Origin of the sequence: Streptomyces sp. NPDC007346, from assembly GCF_040703535.1 — a bacterium.
Lineage (GTDB): Bacteria > Actinomycetota > Actinomycetes > Streptomycetales > Streptomycetaceae > Streptomyces.
Genome location: NZ_JBEYKR010000081.1, coordinates 1 through 18,397 on the forward strand (window position 1 = coordinate 1; position 18,397 = coordinate 18,397).

Annotated in this window: 15 protein-coding genes; 12 read left to right on the forward strand and 3 right to left on the reverse strand. The window is 71.7% G+C overall.

Going from position 1 to position 18,397, the window contains the following annotated elements; all coding sequences use genetic code 11:
- Positions 1 to 42: 42 nt before the first annotated feature.
- The 10 genes from AB0917_RS21025 to AB0917_RS21070 all read left to right on the forward strand — a co-directional run bounded on the left by AB0917_RS21025 (position 43) and on the right by AB0917_RS21070 (position 14,218).
- Positions 43 to 1,062 carry an iron ABC transporter permease gene (locus tag AB0917_RS21025; RefSeq protein WP_366821145.1) on the forward strand — a complete coding sequence of 340 codons (1,020 nt, stop codon included), beginning with the start codon at positions 43 to 45 and terminating at the stop codon, positions 1,060 to 1,062.
- Positions 1,059 to 2,132: an iron chelate uptake ABC transporter family permease subunit gene (locus tag AB0917_RS21030; RefSeq protein ID WP_366821121.1), complete on the forward strand. Its 1,074-nt coding sequence runs from the start codon at positions 1,059 to 1,061 to the stop codon at positions 2,130 to 2,132. Before AB0917_RS21025 ends, AB0917_RS21030 begins: the two co-directional genes overlap by 4 nt.
- Positions 2,129 to 2,956: an ABC transporter ATP-binding protein gene (locus AB0917_RS21035; RefSeq protein WP_366821122.1), complete on the forward strand. Its 828-nt coding sequence runs from the start codon at positions 2,129 to 2,131 to the stop codon at positions 2,954 to 2,956. The genes AB0917_RS21030 and AB0917_RS21035 overlap by 4 nt, the downstream gene beginning before the upstream one ends.
- Before the next feature lie 150 nt (positions 2,957 to 3,106).
- Complete coding sequence (locus AB0917_RS21040; RefSeq protein ID WP_366821123.1) at positions 3,107 to 4,342, forward strand: cytochrome P450; 1,236 nt, start codon at positions 3,107 to 3,109, stop codon at positions 4,340 to 4,342.
- Positions 4,343 to 4,361: 19 nt separating this feature from the next.
- Positions 4,362 to 5,495 carry a type III polyketide synthase gene (locus AB0917_RS21045; RefSeq protein ID WP_366821146.1) on the forward strand — a complete coding sequence of 378 codons (1,134 nt, stop codon included), beginning with the start codon at positions 4,362 to 4,364 and terminating at the stop codon, positions 5,493 to 5,495.
- A 99-nt stretch (positions 5,496 to 5,594) separates the two neighbouring features.
- A complete protein-coding gene (locus tag AB0917_RS21050) occupies positions 5,595 to 6,785 on the forward strand; it encodes a S8 family peptidase (RefSeq protein ID WP_366821124.1) in 1,191 nt (396 codons plus the stop codon).
- A gap of 230 nt (positions 6,786 to 7,015) precedes the next feature.
- Positions 7,016 to 11,305: a discoidin domain-containing protein gene (locus AB0917_RS21055; RefSeq protein WP_366821125.1), complete on the forward strand. Its 4,290-nt coding sequence runs from the start codon at positions 7,016 to 7,018 to the stop codon at positions 11,303 to 11,305.
- Positions 11,306 to 11,424: 119 nt separating this feature from the next.
- Positions 11,425 to 12,432, forward strand: a complete 1,008-nt coding sequence (locus AB0917_RS21060) for a LacI family DNA-binding transcriptional regulator (protein ID WP_366821126.1) — start codon at positions 11,425 to 11,427, stop codon at positions 12,430 to 12,432.
- Between the two features lie 194 nt (positions 12,433 to 12,626).
- Complete coding sequence (locus tag AB0917_RS21065) at positions 12,627 to 12,944, forward strand: cupin (protein WP_366821127.1); 318 nt, start codon at positions 12,627 to 12,629, stop codon at positions 12,942 to 12,944.
- Positions 12,945 to 13,303: 359 nt separating this feature from the next.
- Positions 13,304 to 14,218 carry a YihY/virulence factor BrkB family protein gene (locus AB0917_RS21070; protein ID WP_366821128.1) on the forward strand — a complete coding sequence of 305 codons (915 nt, stop codon included), beginning with the start codon at positions 13,304 to 13,306 and terminating at the stop codon, positions 14,216 to 14,218.
- On the opposite strand, the gene AB0917_RS21075 is transcribed toward AB0917_RS21070, so the two are convergent.
- Entirely contained in the window at positions 14,202 to 15,212 is a 1,011-nt protein-coding gene (locus AB0917_RS21075; protein WP_366821130.1) for a zinc-binding dehydrogenase, read from the reverse strand. The two genes, AB0917_RS21070 and AB0917_RS21075, sit on opposite strands and share 17 nt — an antisense overlap.
- A gap of 61 nt (positions 15,213 to 15,273) precedes the next feature.
- Entirely contained in the window at positions 15,274 to 16,125 is an 852-nt protein-coding gene (locus tag AB0917_RS21080) for a M12 family metallo-peptidase (RefSeq protein WP_366821131.1), read from the reverse strand.
- A gap of 226 nt (positions 16,126 to 16,351) precedes the next feature.
- On the opposite strand from AB0917_RS21080, the gene AB0917_RS21085 reads away from it, so the two are divergent.
- A complete protein-coding gene (locus AB0917_RS21085; protein WP_366821132.1) occupies positions 16,352 to 17,206 on the forward strand; it encodes an ABC transporter substrate-binding protein in 855 nt (284 codons plus the stop codon).
- A gap of 6 nt (positions 17,207 to 17,212) precedes the next feature.
- On the opposite strand, the gene AB0917_RS21090 is transcribed toward AB0917_RS21085, so the two are convergent.
- Positions 17,213 to 17,638 carry a nuclear transport factor 2 family protein gene (locus AB0917_RS21090; RefSeq protein ID WP_366821133.1) on the reverse strand — a complete coding sequence of 142 codons (426 nt, stop codon included), beginning with the start codon at positions 17,636 to 17,638 and terminating at the stop codon, positions 17,213 to 17,215.
- Positions 17,639 to 17,791: 153 nt separating this feature from the next.
- Between AB0917_RS21090 and AB0917_RS21095 the strand changes: the two genes are divergently transcribed.
- Positions 17,792 to 18,346, forward strand: a complete 555-nt coding sequence (locus AB0917_RS21095; RefSeq protein ID WP_366821134.1) for a PadR family transcriptional regulator — start codon at positions 17,792 to 17,794, stop codon at positions 18,344 to 18,346.
- Positions 18,347 to 18,397 lie beyond the last annotated feature (51 nt).

An 18,397-nucleotide genomic window follows, 5' to 3' on the forward strand; every position in this document is an offset into this window, starting at 1 on the left:
CACTGGAAGATCTCGACGATCTCGCTCCAGAACGCGGCATTCATGGCGTTGATCTTTTCCGGGCGGTTGATCTGGACGTGGCGCACGCTCTGGCTGCCGGCCGCCCTCCTGGCGCTGGCCGCCGCCATGCTGGCGTCCGTCGCCTTCGGCTCGCGCGAGGTCCCCTGGGCCGACATCCAGGCGGCGCTCGGCGGCGCCGACGCGACCATCGGGCAGGCGGCCGCCACGAAGCGGATCCCCCGTACGGTCCTCGCGGTCCTCGTCGGCGCCGCGCTGGGCCTCGCCGGCGGCGTGATGCAGGGCGTGACCCGTAACCCGCTGGCCGACCCGGGCATCCTCGGTGTCAACATGGGCGCCTCGCTCGCCGTCGTCGTGGCCGTCGCCTTCTTCGGGCTCTCCTCGCCGACCGGCTACATCTGGGTCGCCATCGTGGGCGCCGCCCTCTCCGCCCTGTTCGTCTACACGGTGGGAACGCTCGGGCGCGGCGGGGCCACCCCGCTCAAGCTGGCGCTCGCCGGGGCCGCCACCTCGGCGGCGTTCGCCTCGCTCGTCAGCGCGGTCATCCTGCCCCGCAACGACATCGCCGGAAGCTTCAAGCTCTGGCAGATCGGTGGCGTCGGCGGTGCCTCCTTCGAGCGCATCGGACAGGTGCTGCCGTTCCTCGCCGTCGGCTTCGTCATCTGCCTGCTCTCCGCACGCGCCCTCAACTCCCTCGCCCTGGGCGACGAGTTGGCGGCCGGTCTCGGTGAACGCGTCGCCGTCGCACGGGCGGTGGCCGCGCTCGGCGCCGTACTGCTGTGCGGAGCGGCGACCGCCGTCGCCGGGCCCATCGGCTTCGTCGGCCTCGTCGTCCCGCACGCCTGCCGGCTGCTCGTCGGCGTCGACCACCGCTGGCTGCTGCCGCTCTCCGCGCTGCTCGGCGCGGTCCTGCTCACCGCCGCCGATGTGGCCGGGCGGATCGTCGCGCGCCCGGCGGAGATCGACGTGGGCATCGTGACGGCGCTGATCGGCGCCCCCTTCTTCATCTACATCGTCCGCCGACAGAAGGTGCGTGCCCTGTGAGCGCCCCCGCCCTCACCCGGCCGGCCCCCAGGGAGGCGACCCCCGCGTCCGTCGCGGCCGCCACCCGCCGCCGTATCCGCGGCGCCTCCCGCAGGCGCCTGGTGATCCTCGTCCTGGCCGTCCTCGTCGCCGCCGCGTTCGCCGTGACCCTGATGGCCGGCCGTACGTTCTACCCGCCCGGCGACGTATGGCGGGTGATCCTCGGCGAGCAGGTGCCCGGCGCCTCCTTCACCGTCGGCCGGCTCAGGCTGCCGCGCGCGGTCCTCGCCCTGGTGGCCGGGTTCAGCTTCGGCCTGGCCGGCGTGACCTTCCAGACGATGCTCCGCAACCCGCTCGCCAGCCCCGACATCATCGGCATCAGCTCCGGGGCGAGCGCCGCCGCGGCCATCGCGATCGTCACGCTCTCCCTCGGCGAGGTGCAGGTCTCCGTCCTCGCCATCGCCGCCGGTCTCGGGGTCGCCCTGCTCGTCTACTCCCTGGCGTTCCGGGGCGGGGTCGTCGGCACCCGGCTCATCCTCATCGGCATCGGCATCTCCGCGATGCTCGACAGCGTCACCTCCTACGTCCTGTCCCAGGCCGCCGAATGGGACCTCCAGGAGGCGATGCGCTGGCTGACCGGCAGCCTCAACGGAGCCACCTGGGACCAGGTCCTGCCCGCCCTCGTCGCGGCCGCCGTCCTCACCCCGCTGCTGCTCGGCCAGGCCCGCGACCTCTCCGCGATGCAGCTCGGCGACGACACCGCCTCCGCCCTCGGCGTACGGGTCGAACGCACCCGGATCACGGTGATCGTCGCCGCCGTCGGGCTCATCGCCTTCGCCACGGCGGCGGCCGGCCCCATCGCCTTCGTGGCGTTCCTCTCCGGGCCCATCGCGGCCAGGATCGTCGGCGCGGGCGGCTCCCTGCTGGTGCCCGCCGGCCTCGTCGGCTCCCTGCTGGTCCTCGTCGCCGACTTCACCGGCCAGTTCGCCTTCGGCGAGCGCTACCCGGTGGGCGTCGTCACCGGCGTCCTCGGCGCCCCCTACCTCGTCTATCTGATCATCCGTACCAACCGTGCGGGAGGCTCGCTATGACCACGGACCACCGACTGACCGCCGAACACCTCACCCTCGGCTACGGAGACCGTACGGTCGTCTCCTCGCTCGACCTGGTCGTGCCGCCCGGCGCGATCACGGTCGTCGTCGGCGCCAACGCCTGCGGCAAGTCGACCCTGCTGCGCTCGATGTCCCGCCTGCTCGCACCCCGCGAGGGCCGCGTCGTCCTGGACGGCAAGGAGGTGCACCGCCTCCCGGCCAAGGAACTGGCCCGTACGCTCGGTCTCCTGCCCCAGTCCCCGGTGGCGCCCGAGGGCATCACCGTCTCCGACCTCGTCGGCCGGGGCCGCCACCCGCACCAGTCGATGTTCTCCCGCTGGAACGAGAAGGACGACGCCGCCGTGGCCTCGGCCCTGGAGGCGACGGCCACCGAACCGCTCGCCGACCGCGCGGTGGACGAGCTCTCCGGCGGCCAGCGCCAGCGCGTGTGGATCGCCATGGCCCTGGCCCAGCAGACCGACCTCCTCCTGCTCGACGAACCCACCACGTTCCTCGACGCCAGCCACCAGATCGAGGTCCTCGACCTGCTCACCGACCTCAACCGCTCGCGCGGCACCACCATCGTGATGGTGCTCCACGACCTCAATCTCGCCGCCCGGTACGCCGACCACCTCATCGCCCTCGCCGACGGGAGGCTGCACGCCGCCGGCACCCCGGCCGAGGTGCTCACCGAGGAGACCGTACGCGCGGTCTTCGGCCTGGACAGCCGCGTCATCGAGGACCCCGTCTCGGGCCGGCCCCTGATGCTCCCGATCGGCCGCCACCACGTCCTGGACCGGGCCGACGCCGTACCGGCGGGGTGACGGGGGGAGCGTGCGCCCCCTCTGATCGGCTGACTGCCAACCGTCGGTGACATGTTTCGCGGCGCGACGGGGGACACAGGGGAGGTCTGTTCCCGGGTGCTGAGCCGGGACGGCCTGAAACCCCCGAACCGGTCATTGGGAGAAACCTCGGTGGAGAACGCCTCGGTGCAGAACGCCACGGTGCACGACAAGGAAACCGTACGGAGCTGTCCCTTCGACTTCGCACAGCAACTGGAGTTCGACCCCCAGCTCAAGGAACTGCTCACCGAGGAGCCCGTCTCCCGTATCCGTATGGCGTACGGAGAGGGCGAGGCATGGCTCGTCACCCGGTACGAGGACGTCCGGACGGTCACCACCGACCGGCGCTTCAGCCGCAGTGCCGTACTCGGCCGGGACTTCCCCCGGATGACCCCCGAGCCGATCGTCCAGGCCGAGTCCATCAACCTCATGGACCCGCCCGCCAGCAGCCGGCTGCGCAGCCTGGTGGCCAAGAGCTTCACCCCGCGCCGCGTCGAGCAGATGCGGGAGGGCACCCAGCGCATCGTCGACCGGCTGCTGGACGACATGGAGGAGGCGGGGCCCCCGGCGGACTTCGTGGCCCGCCTCTCCTCGCCCCTGCCGCTGATCACCATCTGCGAGGCGCTCGACATCCCCGAGGCCGACCGCCCGTGGCTGCGCGCCCACGCCATGACGATGATGAACGTCGGGGCGGCCGGCAAGGAGGACGCCGTACGGGCCAAGGCCGAACTGCGCGGCTACTTCACCGAGCTGACGGCCGAGCGCCGTCGCTCGCCGGGCGAGGACCTCATCAGCACCCTGGCCGCCGCCCGGGACGGCGCCGAACTGCTCGACGACAAGGAACTGGCCGTCATGGCGATGGTCCTGCTCATCACGGGCCAGGACACCACGACCTACCAGCTCGGCAACATCGCCTACACCCTGCTCACCCGGCCCCGGCTGCTGAAGACGCTCCAGGCCGAACCGGAGCGGCTGCCCCGCACCATCGAGGAGCTGCTGCGGTACATCCCCTTCCGCAAGGGCGTCGGCATCCCCCGCATCGCCACCGAGGACGTGGAGCTCGGCGGGGTCGCCATCAAGGCGGGCGACGTGGTCCATGTGTCGTACCTGACGGCCAACCGGGACGGGGCCAAGTTCGACCGCCCCGACGAGCTGGACCCCGACCGGCCGTCCATCCCGCACATGACGTTCGGCTGGGGCGCGCACCACTGCCTGGGCGCGCCGCTCGCCACCATGGAGCTGGACGTGGCCTTCTCCACGCTCCTGGCCCGCTTCCCGGCCCTGCGTCTCGACGCGGAGCCCGAGGACATCCGGTGGAACACGACGTCCATCTGGCGTTACCCGCTCGCCCTGCCCGTCACGTGGTGACGAGAGCCTCCGCTCCCAGATACGAGGAGAACCCATGGCGACCCTGTGCCGACCGGCCATCGCTGTGCCCGAACACGTCATCACGATGCAGCAGACCCTGGAGCTGGCCCGCCGGACCCACGCCGGCCACCCCCAGCGCGACCTCGTCCTGAGGCTCATCCGGAACACCGGTGTCCAGACCCGGCACCTGGTGCAGCCCATCGAGGAGACCCTCAAGCACCCCGGCTTCGAACTCCGCAACAAGGTGTACGAGGCCGAGGCCAGGACCAGGGTCCCCGAGGTGGTGCGGCAGGCCCTCGCCCACGCGGAGACCGACCCGGCGGAGATCGACCTCATCGTCTACGTCTCCTGCACGGGCTTCATGATGCCCTCGCTGACCGCCTGGATCATCAACACCATGGGGTTCAGACCCGAGACCAGACAACTGCCCATCGCCCAGCTCGGCTGCGCGGCGGGCGGTGCGGCGATCAACCGGGCGCACGACTTCTGCCAGGCCTACCCCGACTCCAACGTCCTCATCGTCTCCTGCGAGTTCTGCTCGCTCTGCTACCAGCCCACCGACATCGGCGTCGGATCGCTGCTCTCCAACGGCCTCTTCGGGGACGCCGTCTCCGCCGCCGTTGTCCGGGGACAGGGCGGCACCGGCATGCGCCTGGAGCGCAACGGCTCCCACCTCGTCCCCGACACCGAGGACTGGATCTCCTACGCCGTCCGCGACACCGGATTCCACTTCCAGCTGGACAAGCGCGTGCCCGGCACCATGGAGATGCTCGCGCCGGTCCTGAAGGACCTGGTCGACCTGCACGGCTGGTCGGTTCCCGACATGGACTTCTTCATCGTCCACGCCGGCGGGCCGCGCATCCTGGACGACCTCTGCCACTTCCTGAACCTGCCGATGGAGATGTTCCGCTACAGCCGGGCCACGCTCACCGAACGCGGCAACATCGCCAGCTCCGTCGTCTTCGACGCGCTCGCCCGCCTCTTCGACGACGGGGGCGCGGCGCAGTCCGCACAGGGCCTGATCGCCGGATTCGGCCCCGGCATCACCGCCGAGGTCGCGGTCGGCAGCTGGGCGGACCACGGCTCCCGGCCGGACCCCGCACGGGAACTGGCCGAGCTGGAGCTCACGCCGAGCGTTGCGCTGTCCGGCTGAACCCGCTAAGGCGCCGCCCGGCCGGGGACGAAGGAACGGGTGTTCGTGGTTCGCGGATGCGTACCTGCTCCGCGAACGCCCCCACCCGAGGAGACACGCATGCGCCTGCGCGCCCGATGGGCCCCGGCAGCCCTGCTGCTGATCGCACCCCTGATCGGCACCACCACCCCGGCCACCGCCGACACCGGACCGGAAGGGGTCCCGGTGGAGCGATCCGTCCGGGCCGTCCCCGGGCAGTACATCATCACCCTGGAGCCCGAACTCTCGCCGGACACCTTCCTGCGGGAGTTCGGGCTCCGCCCCTTGTTCACGTACGGAAACGTCCTGAACGGGGTCGCCGCGACGCTCACCGCCACCGAACTGGAGGCCGTCCGGGCCGTCCCCGGGGTGCTCGCCGTGGAGGAGAACGCGGAAGTGGCCGTGGACGCGCCCAGGGCGGGAGGCCTCTTCCGGGCCCCCGCCGCCGGCTGGGGCACCGACCGGATCGACCAGCGGGCCCTGCCGCTGGACGACACCTTCACCACCACCGCCACGGGCGACGGCGTGAAGGTGTACGTCGTCGACACCGGGATCGACGCCGCGCACGCGGAGTTCGGCGACCGGGTCGTCAACGGCTACGACGCGGTCGGCGACGGCCGGGACGGGCAGGACTGCAACGGCCACGGCACCCATGTCGCCGGGACCGTCGGGGGCTCCACCTCCGGGGTGGCCGAGGACGTGTCCCTGGTCAACGTGCGGGTCCTGGACTGCCGGGGCCGGGGCACCTGGGCCGGCATCCTCGCCGGGTTCGACTGGGTGGCCGAGGACGCGGCGGCCGGCTCCACCCCCGCCGTCCTGAACGCCTCGCTCGGCGGGGCCCGGTCCAACGCGGTCGACGCGGCGGTCGAAGCCGTCGTGGACGCGGGCGTGCTGCCGGTGGTGGCGGCGGGCAACGACGACAGCGACGCGTGCGACGTCTCCCCGGCCGCGGCCGACGGCGTGGTCACGGTGGGCGCGAGCGACCGCCAGGACCGGGAGACCTCGTTCAGCAACTGGGGCTCCTGCCTCTCGCTCTACGCCCCCGGCGCCGACATCGTCGCCGCGCGGCTCGGCGGCGGCACCGTCTCCCTGAACGGCACCTCCATGGCCAGTCCGCACGTCGCGGGAGTCGCCGCCCTGTACAAGGAGAAGAACCCCTCGGCCACGCCCGCCGCCGTCGCGAACTGGCTGACCGGGACCGCCACCCCCGATGTGCTCTCCGGCCTCGGCCAGGGCTCGCCCGATCTGCTGCTCTACACCGGGGGCCTCTGACACACCGCCAGGTGGGGGCCGGTGAGCGGTGACCGCGGCTGGTGATCCACTCACCGGCCCCACCCCCCGGCTGTTGCCGGAACAGTGGACGGTCTCTCATTTCTCTGCAACTCTCTGACCGCACAACGCAAAACAGAGCCGTAGTGCGTGCAGAATCGCGTGTTTCCTGACTACGGATCCAGAGCCGCGCCCTCGACGCGCCCTGCGCCGAGGCCGAAGATCGGGGAGCTATGAGAGCCCAACGCTGGAGATGGCGGGCGATATCCGCCTTGGTCACGACCAGTCTTCTGATGATCGGCTGGCCGTCGCTCGCCGCCTCGGCGGCCGACGGCCCCAACCTCGCCGCGGGGCGGGCCGCGGCCGCGAGCAGCGCCCATGCCGAGCACTCCGCCGCCGGCATCACCGATGGCAACGCGTCGACCTACTGGGAGAGCGCGGGCGGCAGTCTGCCCCAGTGGGTCCAGACCGACCTGGGCACGGCCGCCCGGGTCGACGAGGTGACCCTGAAGCTCCCGCCGTCCTGGGAGAGCCGCCGGCAGACCCTGTCCCTCCAGGGCAGCGCGGACGGCACCAGTTTCGCGACCCTGAAGAGTTCGGCGGCCTACACCTTCAGTCCGGGCTCCGCCAACGTGGTGAAGGTGGCCTTCCCGGCCACGCTGGCCCGCTTCGTCCGGGTGAACATCACCGCCAACACCGGCTGGCAGGCCGCTCAGCTCTCCGAGCTGGAGGTCCGGGCGGCAGTCGCCTCGTCCGGCAACCTCGCCGCCGGGAAGAGCCTCACGGCCAGTAGCGGCAGCGGCGATCACATCGCGTCCAACGCCAACGACGGCAACCGGGCCAGCTACTGGGCGAGCCGGGAGAACGAACTCCCCCAGTGGATCGAGGCCGACCTCGGATCGTCGGTCCGCGTGGACCGGGTCGTCCTGCGGCTGCCCGACGGCTGGGCGGCGCGCAGCCAGACGCTGAAGCTCCAGGCGAGCACCGACGGCACGGAGTTCACCGACCTCACCGCCTCCAAGGACTACCGCTTCGACGCGGCGGGCGGGCAGTCGGTGACGATCTCCTTCGACGCCACGACCACGCGGTACGTCCGCGTCCTGGTCACCGCCAACTCCGGCAGTTCTTCAGCCCAGTTGGCCGAGCTGGAGGTCTACGGCCCCGCGACCGGCGACACCCGGGCCCCGACCGCACCGGCCGATCTGGCGTTCACCGAGCCCGCCACCGGCCAGGTCCGGCTGACCTGGAAGGCGTCCACGGACGACACCGGCGTCACCGGCTACGACGTGTACGCCGACAACACCCTGCTGGCCTCCGTCGCGGGCGACGTCACCACGTACACCGACACCCGCCCGGCCGGGCAGACCGTCTCCTACCACGTGCGCGCCAAGGACGCGGCGGGCAACGTCTCGCCCGACAGCAACACCGTCACCCGCAGCGGCGACTCGGGCGACACCCAGGCACCCACCGCCCCCACGGCCCTGGCGTTCACCGAGCCGTCCACCGGCCAGATCCGGCTCACCTGGCAGGCGTCCACCGACGACAAGGGCGTCACCGGCTACGACGTGTACGCCAACAACGTGCTGCGCTCCAGCGTCGCCGGCAACGTCCTGACGTACACCGACACCCAGTCGGCCACCACCACGGTCAGCTACTTCGTACGGGCCAAGGACGCGGCGGGCAACGTCTCGTCCGACAGCAACACCGTGACCCGCAACGGCTCCGCGGGAGCCGCCTCCAACCTTGCCGTCAACAAGCCGATCACGGCCTCCTCGGTGGTGCACACCTTCGTCGCCGCCAACGCCAACGACAACGACACCGCCACCTACTGGGAGGGCGCGGGCGGCAGTTACCCGAACACCCTCACCGTCCAGCTGGGCTCCAACGCCGACACCCAGAGCGTCGTCGTCAAGCTCAACCCGGACAGCGGCTGGGGCCCGCGCACCCAGCGGATCGAGGTCCTGGGCCGGGAACAGAGCTCCTCGTCCTTCAACTCCCTGGCCGCCGCGCAGGATTACGCCTTCAGCCCGGCGAGCGGCAACACGGTGACCATCCCGGTCGCCGCCCGCGTCGCCGACGTCCAGCTGAAGTTCACCGCCAACAGCGGTTCGGGCGCCGGTCAGGTCGCGGAGTTCCAGGTGCTGGGCGCCCCGGCGGCCAACCCCGATCTCCAGGTCACCGGCATCACCGCGTCGCCCACCGCCCCGGTGGAGGCCGACGACATCACCCTGACCGCCACCGTCCGCAACGCCGGCGCGCTCGCCGCCCCGGCGAGCAAGGTCGAGTTCCGGCTCGGCGGCTCCAAGGTCGCCACCGGAGACGTCGGCGCCCTGGCGGCCGGCGCCTCCACCCAGGTCAGCGCCGGCATCGGCGCCCGGGACGCGGGCAGTTACGTCCTGAGCGCGGTCGCCGACCCTGCGAACGAGGTCATCGAGCAGAACGAGACCAACAACACCTACACGGCCGCCTCCCCGCTGGTCGTGCAGCCGGTCTCCAGCTCCGACCTGGTCGCGGTGGCGGTCACCACCTCGCCCTCGGCCCCGGCCGCCGGTGACACGGTCACCTTCTCGGTCGCCGTCAGGAACCAGGGCACCGTCGCCTCCGCGAGCGGCAGCCACGGCATCACGCTGACGCTCCTCAACTCCCAGGGCGCCACGGTGAAGACCTTCACCGGCGCGCACAACGGGGCCATCGCGGCGGGCGCCACCACAGCGCCGGTCTCCCTCGGCGCCTGGACCGCGGCCAACGGCTCGTACACCCTGCGCACGGTCCTCGCGGCCGACGCCAACGAGCTTCCGGTCAAGCGCGAGAACAACAGCTCCACCCAGTCCCTCTTCGTGGGACGCGGCGCCGACATGCCGTACGACATGTACGAGGCGGAGGACGGCACCACCGGCGGCGGCGCCCAGGTCGTCGGCCCGAACCGGACCGTCGGCGACGTCGCGGGCGAGGCCTCGGGACGCAAGGCCGTCACTCTCAACAACACAGGAAACTACGTCGAGTTCACCACCAGGGCGGCCACCAACACCCTGGTCACCCGGTACTCCATCCCGGACTCCGCGGGCGGCGGGGGCATCGACTCCACGCTGAACGTCTACGTGGACGGCACCTTCCTCAAGGCGATCGACCTCACCTCCAAGTACGCCTGGCTGTACGGGAACGAGGCCGCACCCGGCAACTCCCCGAGCGCAGGAGCGCCCCGCCACATCTACGACGAGGCCAACGTGATGCTGGGCAGGACCGTCCCGGCCGGATCCAAGATCCGGCTCCAGAAGGACGCCGCCAACTCCACCACGTACGCGATCGACTTCATCAGCCTGGAGCAGGTCGCACCGGTCGCCAACCCGAACCCCGCCACGTACACGGTGCCGGAGGGGTTCACCCACCAGGACGTCCAGAACGCCCTGGACAGGGTCCGCATGGACACCACCGGCACGCTGGTCGGCGTCTACCTGCCGCCGGGGGAGTACAGCACGGCCAGCAAGTTCCAGGTGTACGGCAAGGCCGTCCAGGTGGTCGGCGCCGGGCCCTGGTACACCCGGTTCAACGCCCCCACCACGCAGGACAACACCGACATCGGCTTCCGGGCCGAGGCCAGTGCCAAGGGGTCGTCGTTCGCGAACTTCGCCTACTTCGGCAACTACACCTCCCGCATCGACGGGCCGGGCAAGGTGTTCGACTTCGCCAACGTGTCGGACATCGTGATCGACAACATCTGGAACGAGCACATGGTGTGCCTCTACTGGGGCGCCAACACCGACAACATCACCATCAAGAACTCCCGGATCCGCAACATGTTCGCCGACGGCATCAACATGACCAACGGGTCCACCGACAACCTCGTGACCAACATCGAGGCACGCGCCACCGGTGACGACAGCTTCGCGCTCTTCTCGGCGATCGACGCCGGGGGAGCGGACATGAAGAACAACATCTACGAGAACCTGACCTCGATCCTGACCTGGCGCGCGGCGGGCGTGGCCGTCTACGGCGGCTACGACAACACCTTCCGCAACATCCACATCGCCGACACCCTGGTCTACTCCGGGATCACCGTCAGCTCGCTGGACTTCGGCTACCCGATGAACGGCTTCGGGACCGAGCCGACGAGGATCGAGAACGTCTCGATCGTCCGCTCCGGCGGCCACTTCTGGGGATCGCAGACCTTCCCCGGGATCTGGCTCTTCTCGGCCTCCAAGGTGTTCCAGGGCATCCGGATCTCGAACGTGGACATCGTCGATCCGACGTACAGCGGGATCATGTTCCAGACGAACTACGTCGGCGGACAGCCGCAGTTCCCGATCAAGGACACCGTGCTCACCGACATCTCCATCTCCGGTGCGCGTAAGAGCGGTGACGCCTTCGACGCCAAGTCCGGGTTCGGGCTGTGGGCCAACGAGATGCCGGAGGCGGGCCAGGGTCCCGCGGTCGGTGAGGTCACCTTCAACGGTCTGAGGCTCAGCGACAACGCCGAGGACATCAGGAACACCACTCCCAACTTCAAGATCAACATCAACCCGTAGAAAGGAGACGGGAGAACAGATGAAGGGGCGCCTCCCGACTGACGGGAAGCGCCCCTTCCGCGTAGATTCCTTGCATCGGAAAGTCCAAGGCTTGCATTGCTTGCGTTAGCCTTGCGGTCATGACGCGACGACTTGCTCAGGTTGCCAAGAAGGTTGGGGTCAGCGAGGCCACGGTGAGCCGGGTGCTCAACGGCAAGCCCGGGGTGTCCCGTACCACCCGGCAGTCGGTTCTCACCGCCCTGGACGTCCTCGGCTACGAGCGCCCCACCCAACTCCGCGGGGAGCGGGCCCGGCTGGTCGGGCTCGTCCTGCCCGAGCTGCAGAACCCGATCTTCCCGGCCTTCGCCGAGGTGATCGGCGGCGCGCTGGCGCAGCAGGGGCTCACCCCGGTCCTGTGCACCCAGACCAAGGGCGGTGTCTCGGAGGCGGACTACGTGGACCTGCTGCTCCAGCAGCAGGTCTCCGGGGTGGTCTTCGCCGGCGGTCTCTTCGCCCAGGCCGACGAGGCCCACGAGCACTACCACCGGCTCGCCGAGCGGCGCATCCCCGTCGTGCTGATCAACGCCCCCATAGAAGGCCTCGACTTCCCCTGTGTCTCCTGCGACGACGCGGTCGCCATCGAGCGGGCCTGGCGCCACCTGGCCTCCCTCGGCCACGAGCGCATCGGCGTGGTGATCGGCCCGTCAGACCATGTGCCCTCGCGCCGCAAGCTGGCGGCGGCCCGTTCCGTGGCGGCGGCCACCGCGGGGCAGCTGGTCGAGGAGGACGTCGAGCGCTCGATGTTCTCCCTGGAGGGCGGCCAGGCAGCCGCCTCCCGGCTGCTGGAGCGGGGTGTCACCGGCATCATCTGCGCCAGTGACCCGCTGGCGCTGGGCGCGGTCCGGGCGGCCCGCAGGCGCGGCCTCGGGGTGCCGGCGGACGTCTCGGTCGTGGGCTTCGACGACTCGGCCTTCATGAGCTGCACCGAGCCCCCGCTCACCACCATCCGCCAGCCCATCGAGGCCATGGGCCGGGCCGCCGTCGAACTGCTCTGCGCGGGGATCCAGGGCGGCGCGGTGCCCCCCGGTGAGCTGCTCTTCGAGCCGGAGCTGGTGGTGCGCGGCTCGACTGCGAAGGCGCCCCGCTGAGCCGTCGCGGCGGAACCACCGACTTATACGCTCAGGTGTCGGTTAATTGCGACAGGTGAAGGGAATCCTGCGGTCAGCGAATGGGTCCGTTCCAGGCTCCCCAGGCCGTCCTCCCGCCCCGTGATCCACTCCTTCCCGCCCAGCGGACCCCGGCAGGATCGCGAGGCGGGAGGGGGTGCGGCAGAGTGGGCAGCATGGATGACCTCAACGCACTCGCCGAGGAGCACCTGACCGCCGCCCGCGCCTCCGCGCACGGCCGCAGCGCACGTCTCCTCATCCAGGAACCCCCCTTGCGCCAGACGGTGATCGCCCTCACCTCCGGCTCGGCGCTCGACGAACACAACGCGCCGCCCGCCGCCTCCCTGCTGGTGCTGCACGGTACGGTCCGCCTCACCGCCGACTCCGGCGACGCGGAGCTCCCGGCCGGCACGCTCCACCCGATCCCGCAGGAGCGGCACGGGCTGCTGGCGCTCCAGGACGCGGTGGTCCTGCTCACGGCCGTCAACGACTGACCGCCGGGGCCGTAGAGCCGGGGTTGCACGCAGGGCCGCACGCCGGGGCCGCATGCCGGGCCGTACCGGCGACCGGGGCCGCGTGCCGGGCCGTACCGGCGACCGGCGCTGCACGCCGAGGCCGCAGCGTCGGGGCCGTACCGGCGACCGAGGCCGCATGCCGGGCCGTAGCGCCGGGGCCGTAACCGCAGGCAAGCCCGCACCGCGGCCGGGAGGCCCGCACCCGGGCCGCACAGCCGGAACGCTCCGGGCAGGTGTGTCCGGGCGAGGGCGTGGCAGGAGAGGATCGAGGGAAGCCGGGGCGTCCGACGGACGAGCACCCCGCCCGCCGCGTCCGACCACGTCCCCGGAGTAGAAGCTTGCCCACCCCGACCGCCGCAGCCACGGAACGCACCGCCCCCGCCGCCGGGCGCCCCCGCACGCCCCGTCACTGGCTCACCGCCCTGCGCCGCACCCCGGTCTCGCTGTGGAACGACGACATCACCGACTGGGCGGCCGCCCTCACCTACTACGCCATCCTCGCGCTGCTCCCGGCGCTCCTCGTCACCGTCTCCGTGATCGGGCTCGCCAACCCCGACGCGACCACCGCCCTGATCGCCGACATCACCGCCTTCGCCCCCGCGGAGTCCGGCGAGGCGCTGCGCCGTCCCCTGGAGGCGGCGACCGAGCAGCGCACCGCGGTCTGGCTGCTGGTCGGGACCGGGTCGGTGAGCGCCGTGTGGTCCGCGTGCAGCTACCTCGCGGTCTTCCGCCGCGCGATGCACGCCATGCACGACGTGCGGGACAACCGCCCGCCCCTGCGGCAGGCGCACATCATCGTCGTCTCGGCGATCGGTCTGCTCGTCCTCCTGATGACCAGCGCCTTCGCCCTCGTCCTGACCGGCCCCCTGGCCCGCTGGCTCGGCCGGCGCGTCGGACTGCCCCACGAGGGCGAATCCCTGTGGGTGGTCCTGAAGTGGCCGGTGCTGCTCTGCCTCGTCGCCTGCCTGATCATGGTCCTGTTCAGCACCGGCCCCCGCTCCGCGCGCGGTGTCCGCCGGGGCCTGCCCGGCGGGGTGCTGGCCGCGTTCCTCTGGCTCACCGCATCGGCGCTCTTCGCCCTCTACGCCACCCAGATCGGCAGCTACAGCAGGCTCTACGGCTCCCTCGCCGGCCTGGTGGTCTTCCTGATCTGGGTCTGGTTCGCCAACCTCTCCCTGCTCTCCGGCGCCCAGTTCAACGTGGAGCTGGACCGCCCGGAACCGGAGAAGGAGCCCGCTACGGCCGCAGGATGAGGCGGACCGGGTCGCCCTCCTTGGTCTTCATCCGCCGTACCGCCGTCGCCGCCTCCTCCAGGGGCAGTACGTCGGTGATCGACCGGGAGAAGTCCAGCCGCCCGCCCTCGGCGAGCCGGACGAGCTGCGCCACATGGTGCTCCTCGGAGCCGTAGTGGCCCAGGATCCGGTGCTGGAGATAGCTGAACCGGGTGGAGTGGGTGACCGTCAGCGGCTGGTCGCTCAGCCCGACCAGCACCAGCCGCCCCTTGGGCGCGAGCACGCTCAGCGCCTGCTCGCGGACCGGGGGAGCGCCCGCGAAGTCGAAGGCCGCCTCCACGCCCGCGCCGCCCGTCGCCCCGAGCACCAGCTCGCGCAGGCGCGGGTCGCCGGAGTCCAGCGCCAGGTCGGCCCCGAAGTGCAGAGCCCGGCCGCGGGCCGCGGGGGCCGGGTCCACCGCGATCACCGGGTACGCGCCGACGGCCCGCAGCAGCTGCACGGCGTGTGCCCCGAGCCCGCCCGCGCCCCAGACCCCGACGGCCTGTGCCGGGCGTACGTCACCGGTACCGGTCACCGCCGCCCAGGGGGTGGAGACCGCGTCCGGGATGATCGCCGCCTGGTCGAAGGAGAGGGTGAGGGGCAGGGCGACGAGGGTGGCGGCGGAGGCGAGGGCGTACTCGGCCCAGCCGCCGTCGTAGTCGACACCCCGCGTGTGCGTCCGGCCCCCGCGCCGCTCGCCCGCCTGGAGGACCACCCGCTGCCCGGCCGTCCAGCCGTCGGTACCGGGCCCCAGAGCCTCGACCGTCCCGGCGACCTCATGGCCCAGGGTGACGGTGTCCCCCTCCGGATACAGGGGCGTGAGCGTGCCGTCCACGAGATGCACGTCGGAGAGGCAGACCCCGGCGGCTCCCACCTTGACCAGCACCTCGCCCGGACCCGGCACCGGCTTCGCCACCTCCTGGACGGAGAGGGTGCGGGTGGGCAGGTGCAGGCGCACGGCGCGCATGCGGTCCATGGCGGGGTCCTTGTCGTGGCGGCATGACGGTTCGATCCGGTCGCGGGCGGGGCCCGGCCGGTCAGGCCTTCGAACGGTAACCGGCGACGATCGGCATCGTCTCGCGCAGCACCCGCACACTGTCGTTCGACGCGTCGCCGAGCCGGTGCCCCTTCCAGCTCCCCTGCGCGCTGGAGAAGCGGCTGACGCGCTTGCAGTGCAGGCCGCACGAGGCCTGGTACGCCATGATCGTGTAGTGCCGACCGTCGTCGGTGATCCAGCCGGTGTTGTACGGCCGGGTGCGGCTGACGTTCATCGAACCGCCGGCGTCGGACGTCAGCGTTCTGCGGTCGTGGGCCAGGCCCAGGTTGTGCCCGATCTCGTGGCTCGCCGAATCCAGCTCGATGCCGTCGACCTCGACGACCGCGTACGCGTACTCGTCGCTGGAGCTGTCGAGGGCGGACGTGTAGTCGGCGGTGCCGCCGCCCCGTTCGGCCCGTTCCACGACGAGGGTCACCAGGTCGGCGCCGTACCGCCGGCGCTGCTCGTGCACCTGGCGTCCGAGCCCCGAGCTGTGGTTCTTCAGCACGGCGTGCGCGGCGCGGAACTCCTCCGAACCGTCGTAACCCCTCGCCGTGTACGGATGGATGACCCTGATCACCCCGCAGAGCCCGTCCGCCGCCAGCGAGCGGTTCATCCGGGTCGCGATCCGCTGGGCCGACGCCGGGACCCGGTGCTCGCCGCCGAGTCGCTGCGCGGCCTTGGGTGTGTAGACCACCATCACATCGACGACAGGGCAGCGCATCGCCGCCGAAGCCGCCGAAGTGGCAGGAGTGGCCGGCGCGCTTGCCGAGGTGTCGGCGAGGAAGGGGGCGGCGCAGAGGGCGGCGGCGAGGCCGAGGGCCGCAGTCGCCTTGAAGCGGGGTGCACGCATGGGGAGTTGGCTCCATCCGGAGAGGGCGGGCGGAGGGGGACGCCCTGGTGACCGAGTGTGTTCCCTTTCTAACACCGGGTGAACTCGGCCGCCCGTCGCGTCGGATACCGGGCGGTACGAAGGTTGAGGCCGGGTCGAGGGGTGTGGCGGTGAGGAGGTGGGCAGGTACACGTGTACGAACTCGCACGAGCAGTACGGCAGTCGGCGGCAGAGGGGCGTGTGTGACGTGACGGAACAGAGCGAATGGCGGTTCTCCGACGACCGGGGTCAGCTGTCGACGGCCCCCCGGCGCCCGGAGCGGGTGCTCGCCTATGTCCAGGCCGGGGCGACGCTGTGGGGCCTGGGCGTCCGGCCGCAGGGGATCTTCGGCTCCGGCCATGACGGCCCCGAGCCCGACCGGGCCAAGACCGGGACGCTTCCGCTGGACGAGGTCGCGTACGCCGGCGCCGGCGGCGCGCTGGACGTGGAGCGGCTGCTGAGCGGCGGACCGGATCTGGTGGTCGCGGTGAGCTACGGCGGGGGTCATGTGTACGGGCTGGCGCCGGAGACCGCCAAGCCGTTGGAGGAGCGGGTCCCGGTCGTCGTCATCGATGTGAGCCAGGCCCGTACGTTCGAGGAGATAGGCGACCGGTTCGCCGAGCTGGCCCGCTCGCTCGGCGCCGAGCACCGGGCCGACGTGGACGCCGACCTCGACGCCGCCCGGGAGCGGCTGCGGGCCGTCGCCGCCGCCGGCCCGGCCGACGCGCCCCGCGTTCTCGCCCTCTCCCCGGCCGGACCCGACCAGGCCCACGTCGCCCGCCCCGCGATGTGGCCCGAGCTGCGCGTCCTGACCGGGCTCGGCGTCCGGCTGGTGGAGCCGGCCCCGGGCCCCGGGGCCAACTGGTCCACACTCGACCGGACGGAGACCCTGGCGCTGCGCCCCGACGTGATCCTGACCGACATCCGCGCCCATGCCGCCCCGCTCGACGAGCTGCGCTGGGACGGCGGGGCGCCGGTCGTGCCGTGGAACCCGGAGCCGCTGTTCGGCCCCCGCGACCACGCCCGCTTCCTCGGCCTGGTCGCGGACGCGCTGGAGGGGTAGCCGCCTCTACGGCGCGGGGACCAGCCCGTCGGCCACGAGCCCGGCGAGGACCGCCTCGCCGAGTGCGTGCACGGCGGACCGGGGGCGGACCATCACGGTGAACTCCTTGATCCGCCCGTCCTCGGCGAGGTGGACCAGGTCGATGCCGTGGATCTCCTTGCCGTTCACGGTCGCCCGGAAGAGCAGGACCGCGGCCGGGGCCTGCGCCCCGTCCGCGCTGGTCTGCGCCGTGCCGGCGAACTCTCCGACGTAACGGAAGTCCTCGAACGTACGCAGGAGGACCCCGAAGAGCCCCAGCACCGTCGGCCTGCCCTCGAACGGGGTGAACTTCACCGGGCTGTAGAGCCGGACGTCCTCGGTGAACAGGTCGTCCAGGGCGTCGAGGTCACGGGCGTCGACGGCTGCGCGGAAGCGGTCCACTGCGGTGGTCATGGCGTCTCCTCCAGGGTGCTGCTCGGGAAAGTGACTACTCATGAATATGAGTAGTCAGTTTCATGACTATCATGGACGCGCGCTCCTGGGCAGGGGTCCGGCGGCGGCCGGCCGCGGGCACACCGGGCGCGCGGACGGGAAGGAAGTGGTCCGATGGCCCTGCGCCACGCCGTGCTGGCGGCGCTGCTCGACGAGGAGCTGAGCGGATACCAGCTGGCCAAGGCGTTCGACCTGGGCGTCGCCAACTTCTGGCACGCGCAGCCCCAGCAGGTGTACGCCGAGCTTGCCAGGCTGGAGAAGGAGGGCCTGGTCGCCGGGCGCGAGGTCGTGCAGGACACCCGGCCCAACAAGCGCCTCTTCCGGGTCACCGGTGACGGTCTCGCCGAGCTGGAGCGGTTCGCGACCGCCGCCGCCAAGCCCTCGTTCATCCGGGACGACCTGCTCGTCAAGGTCCAGGCGGCCGACCACCTCGACCCCGGCGAACTCATCGCCCGGCTCACGGAACGGGCCGCGTTCTCCGAGGCCAAGGCCGGGCAGTTCGAGGCGCTGCTGAAGGGGATGCGCGGAGACCGGGCGGAGGAGGAGTTCCTGCGCCACGGCGAGCGGATCGGCCCCTATCTCACCTGCCGCCGCGGCCTCGACTTCGAGCGCGCCAACCGGGACTGGTGCCGGGAGGCCATCGCGATCCTCCGGGCGCGGTCCGGCTGACGGGGCGGGAACAACTCCCCAAAAAATATTCTGCAAAAATACTTTGGGAAA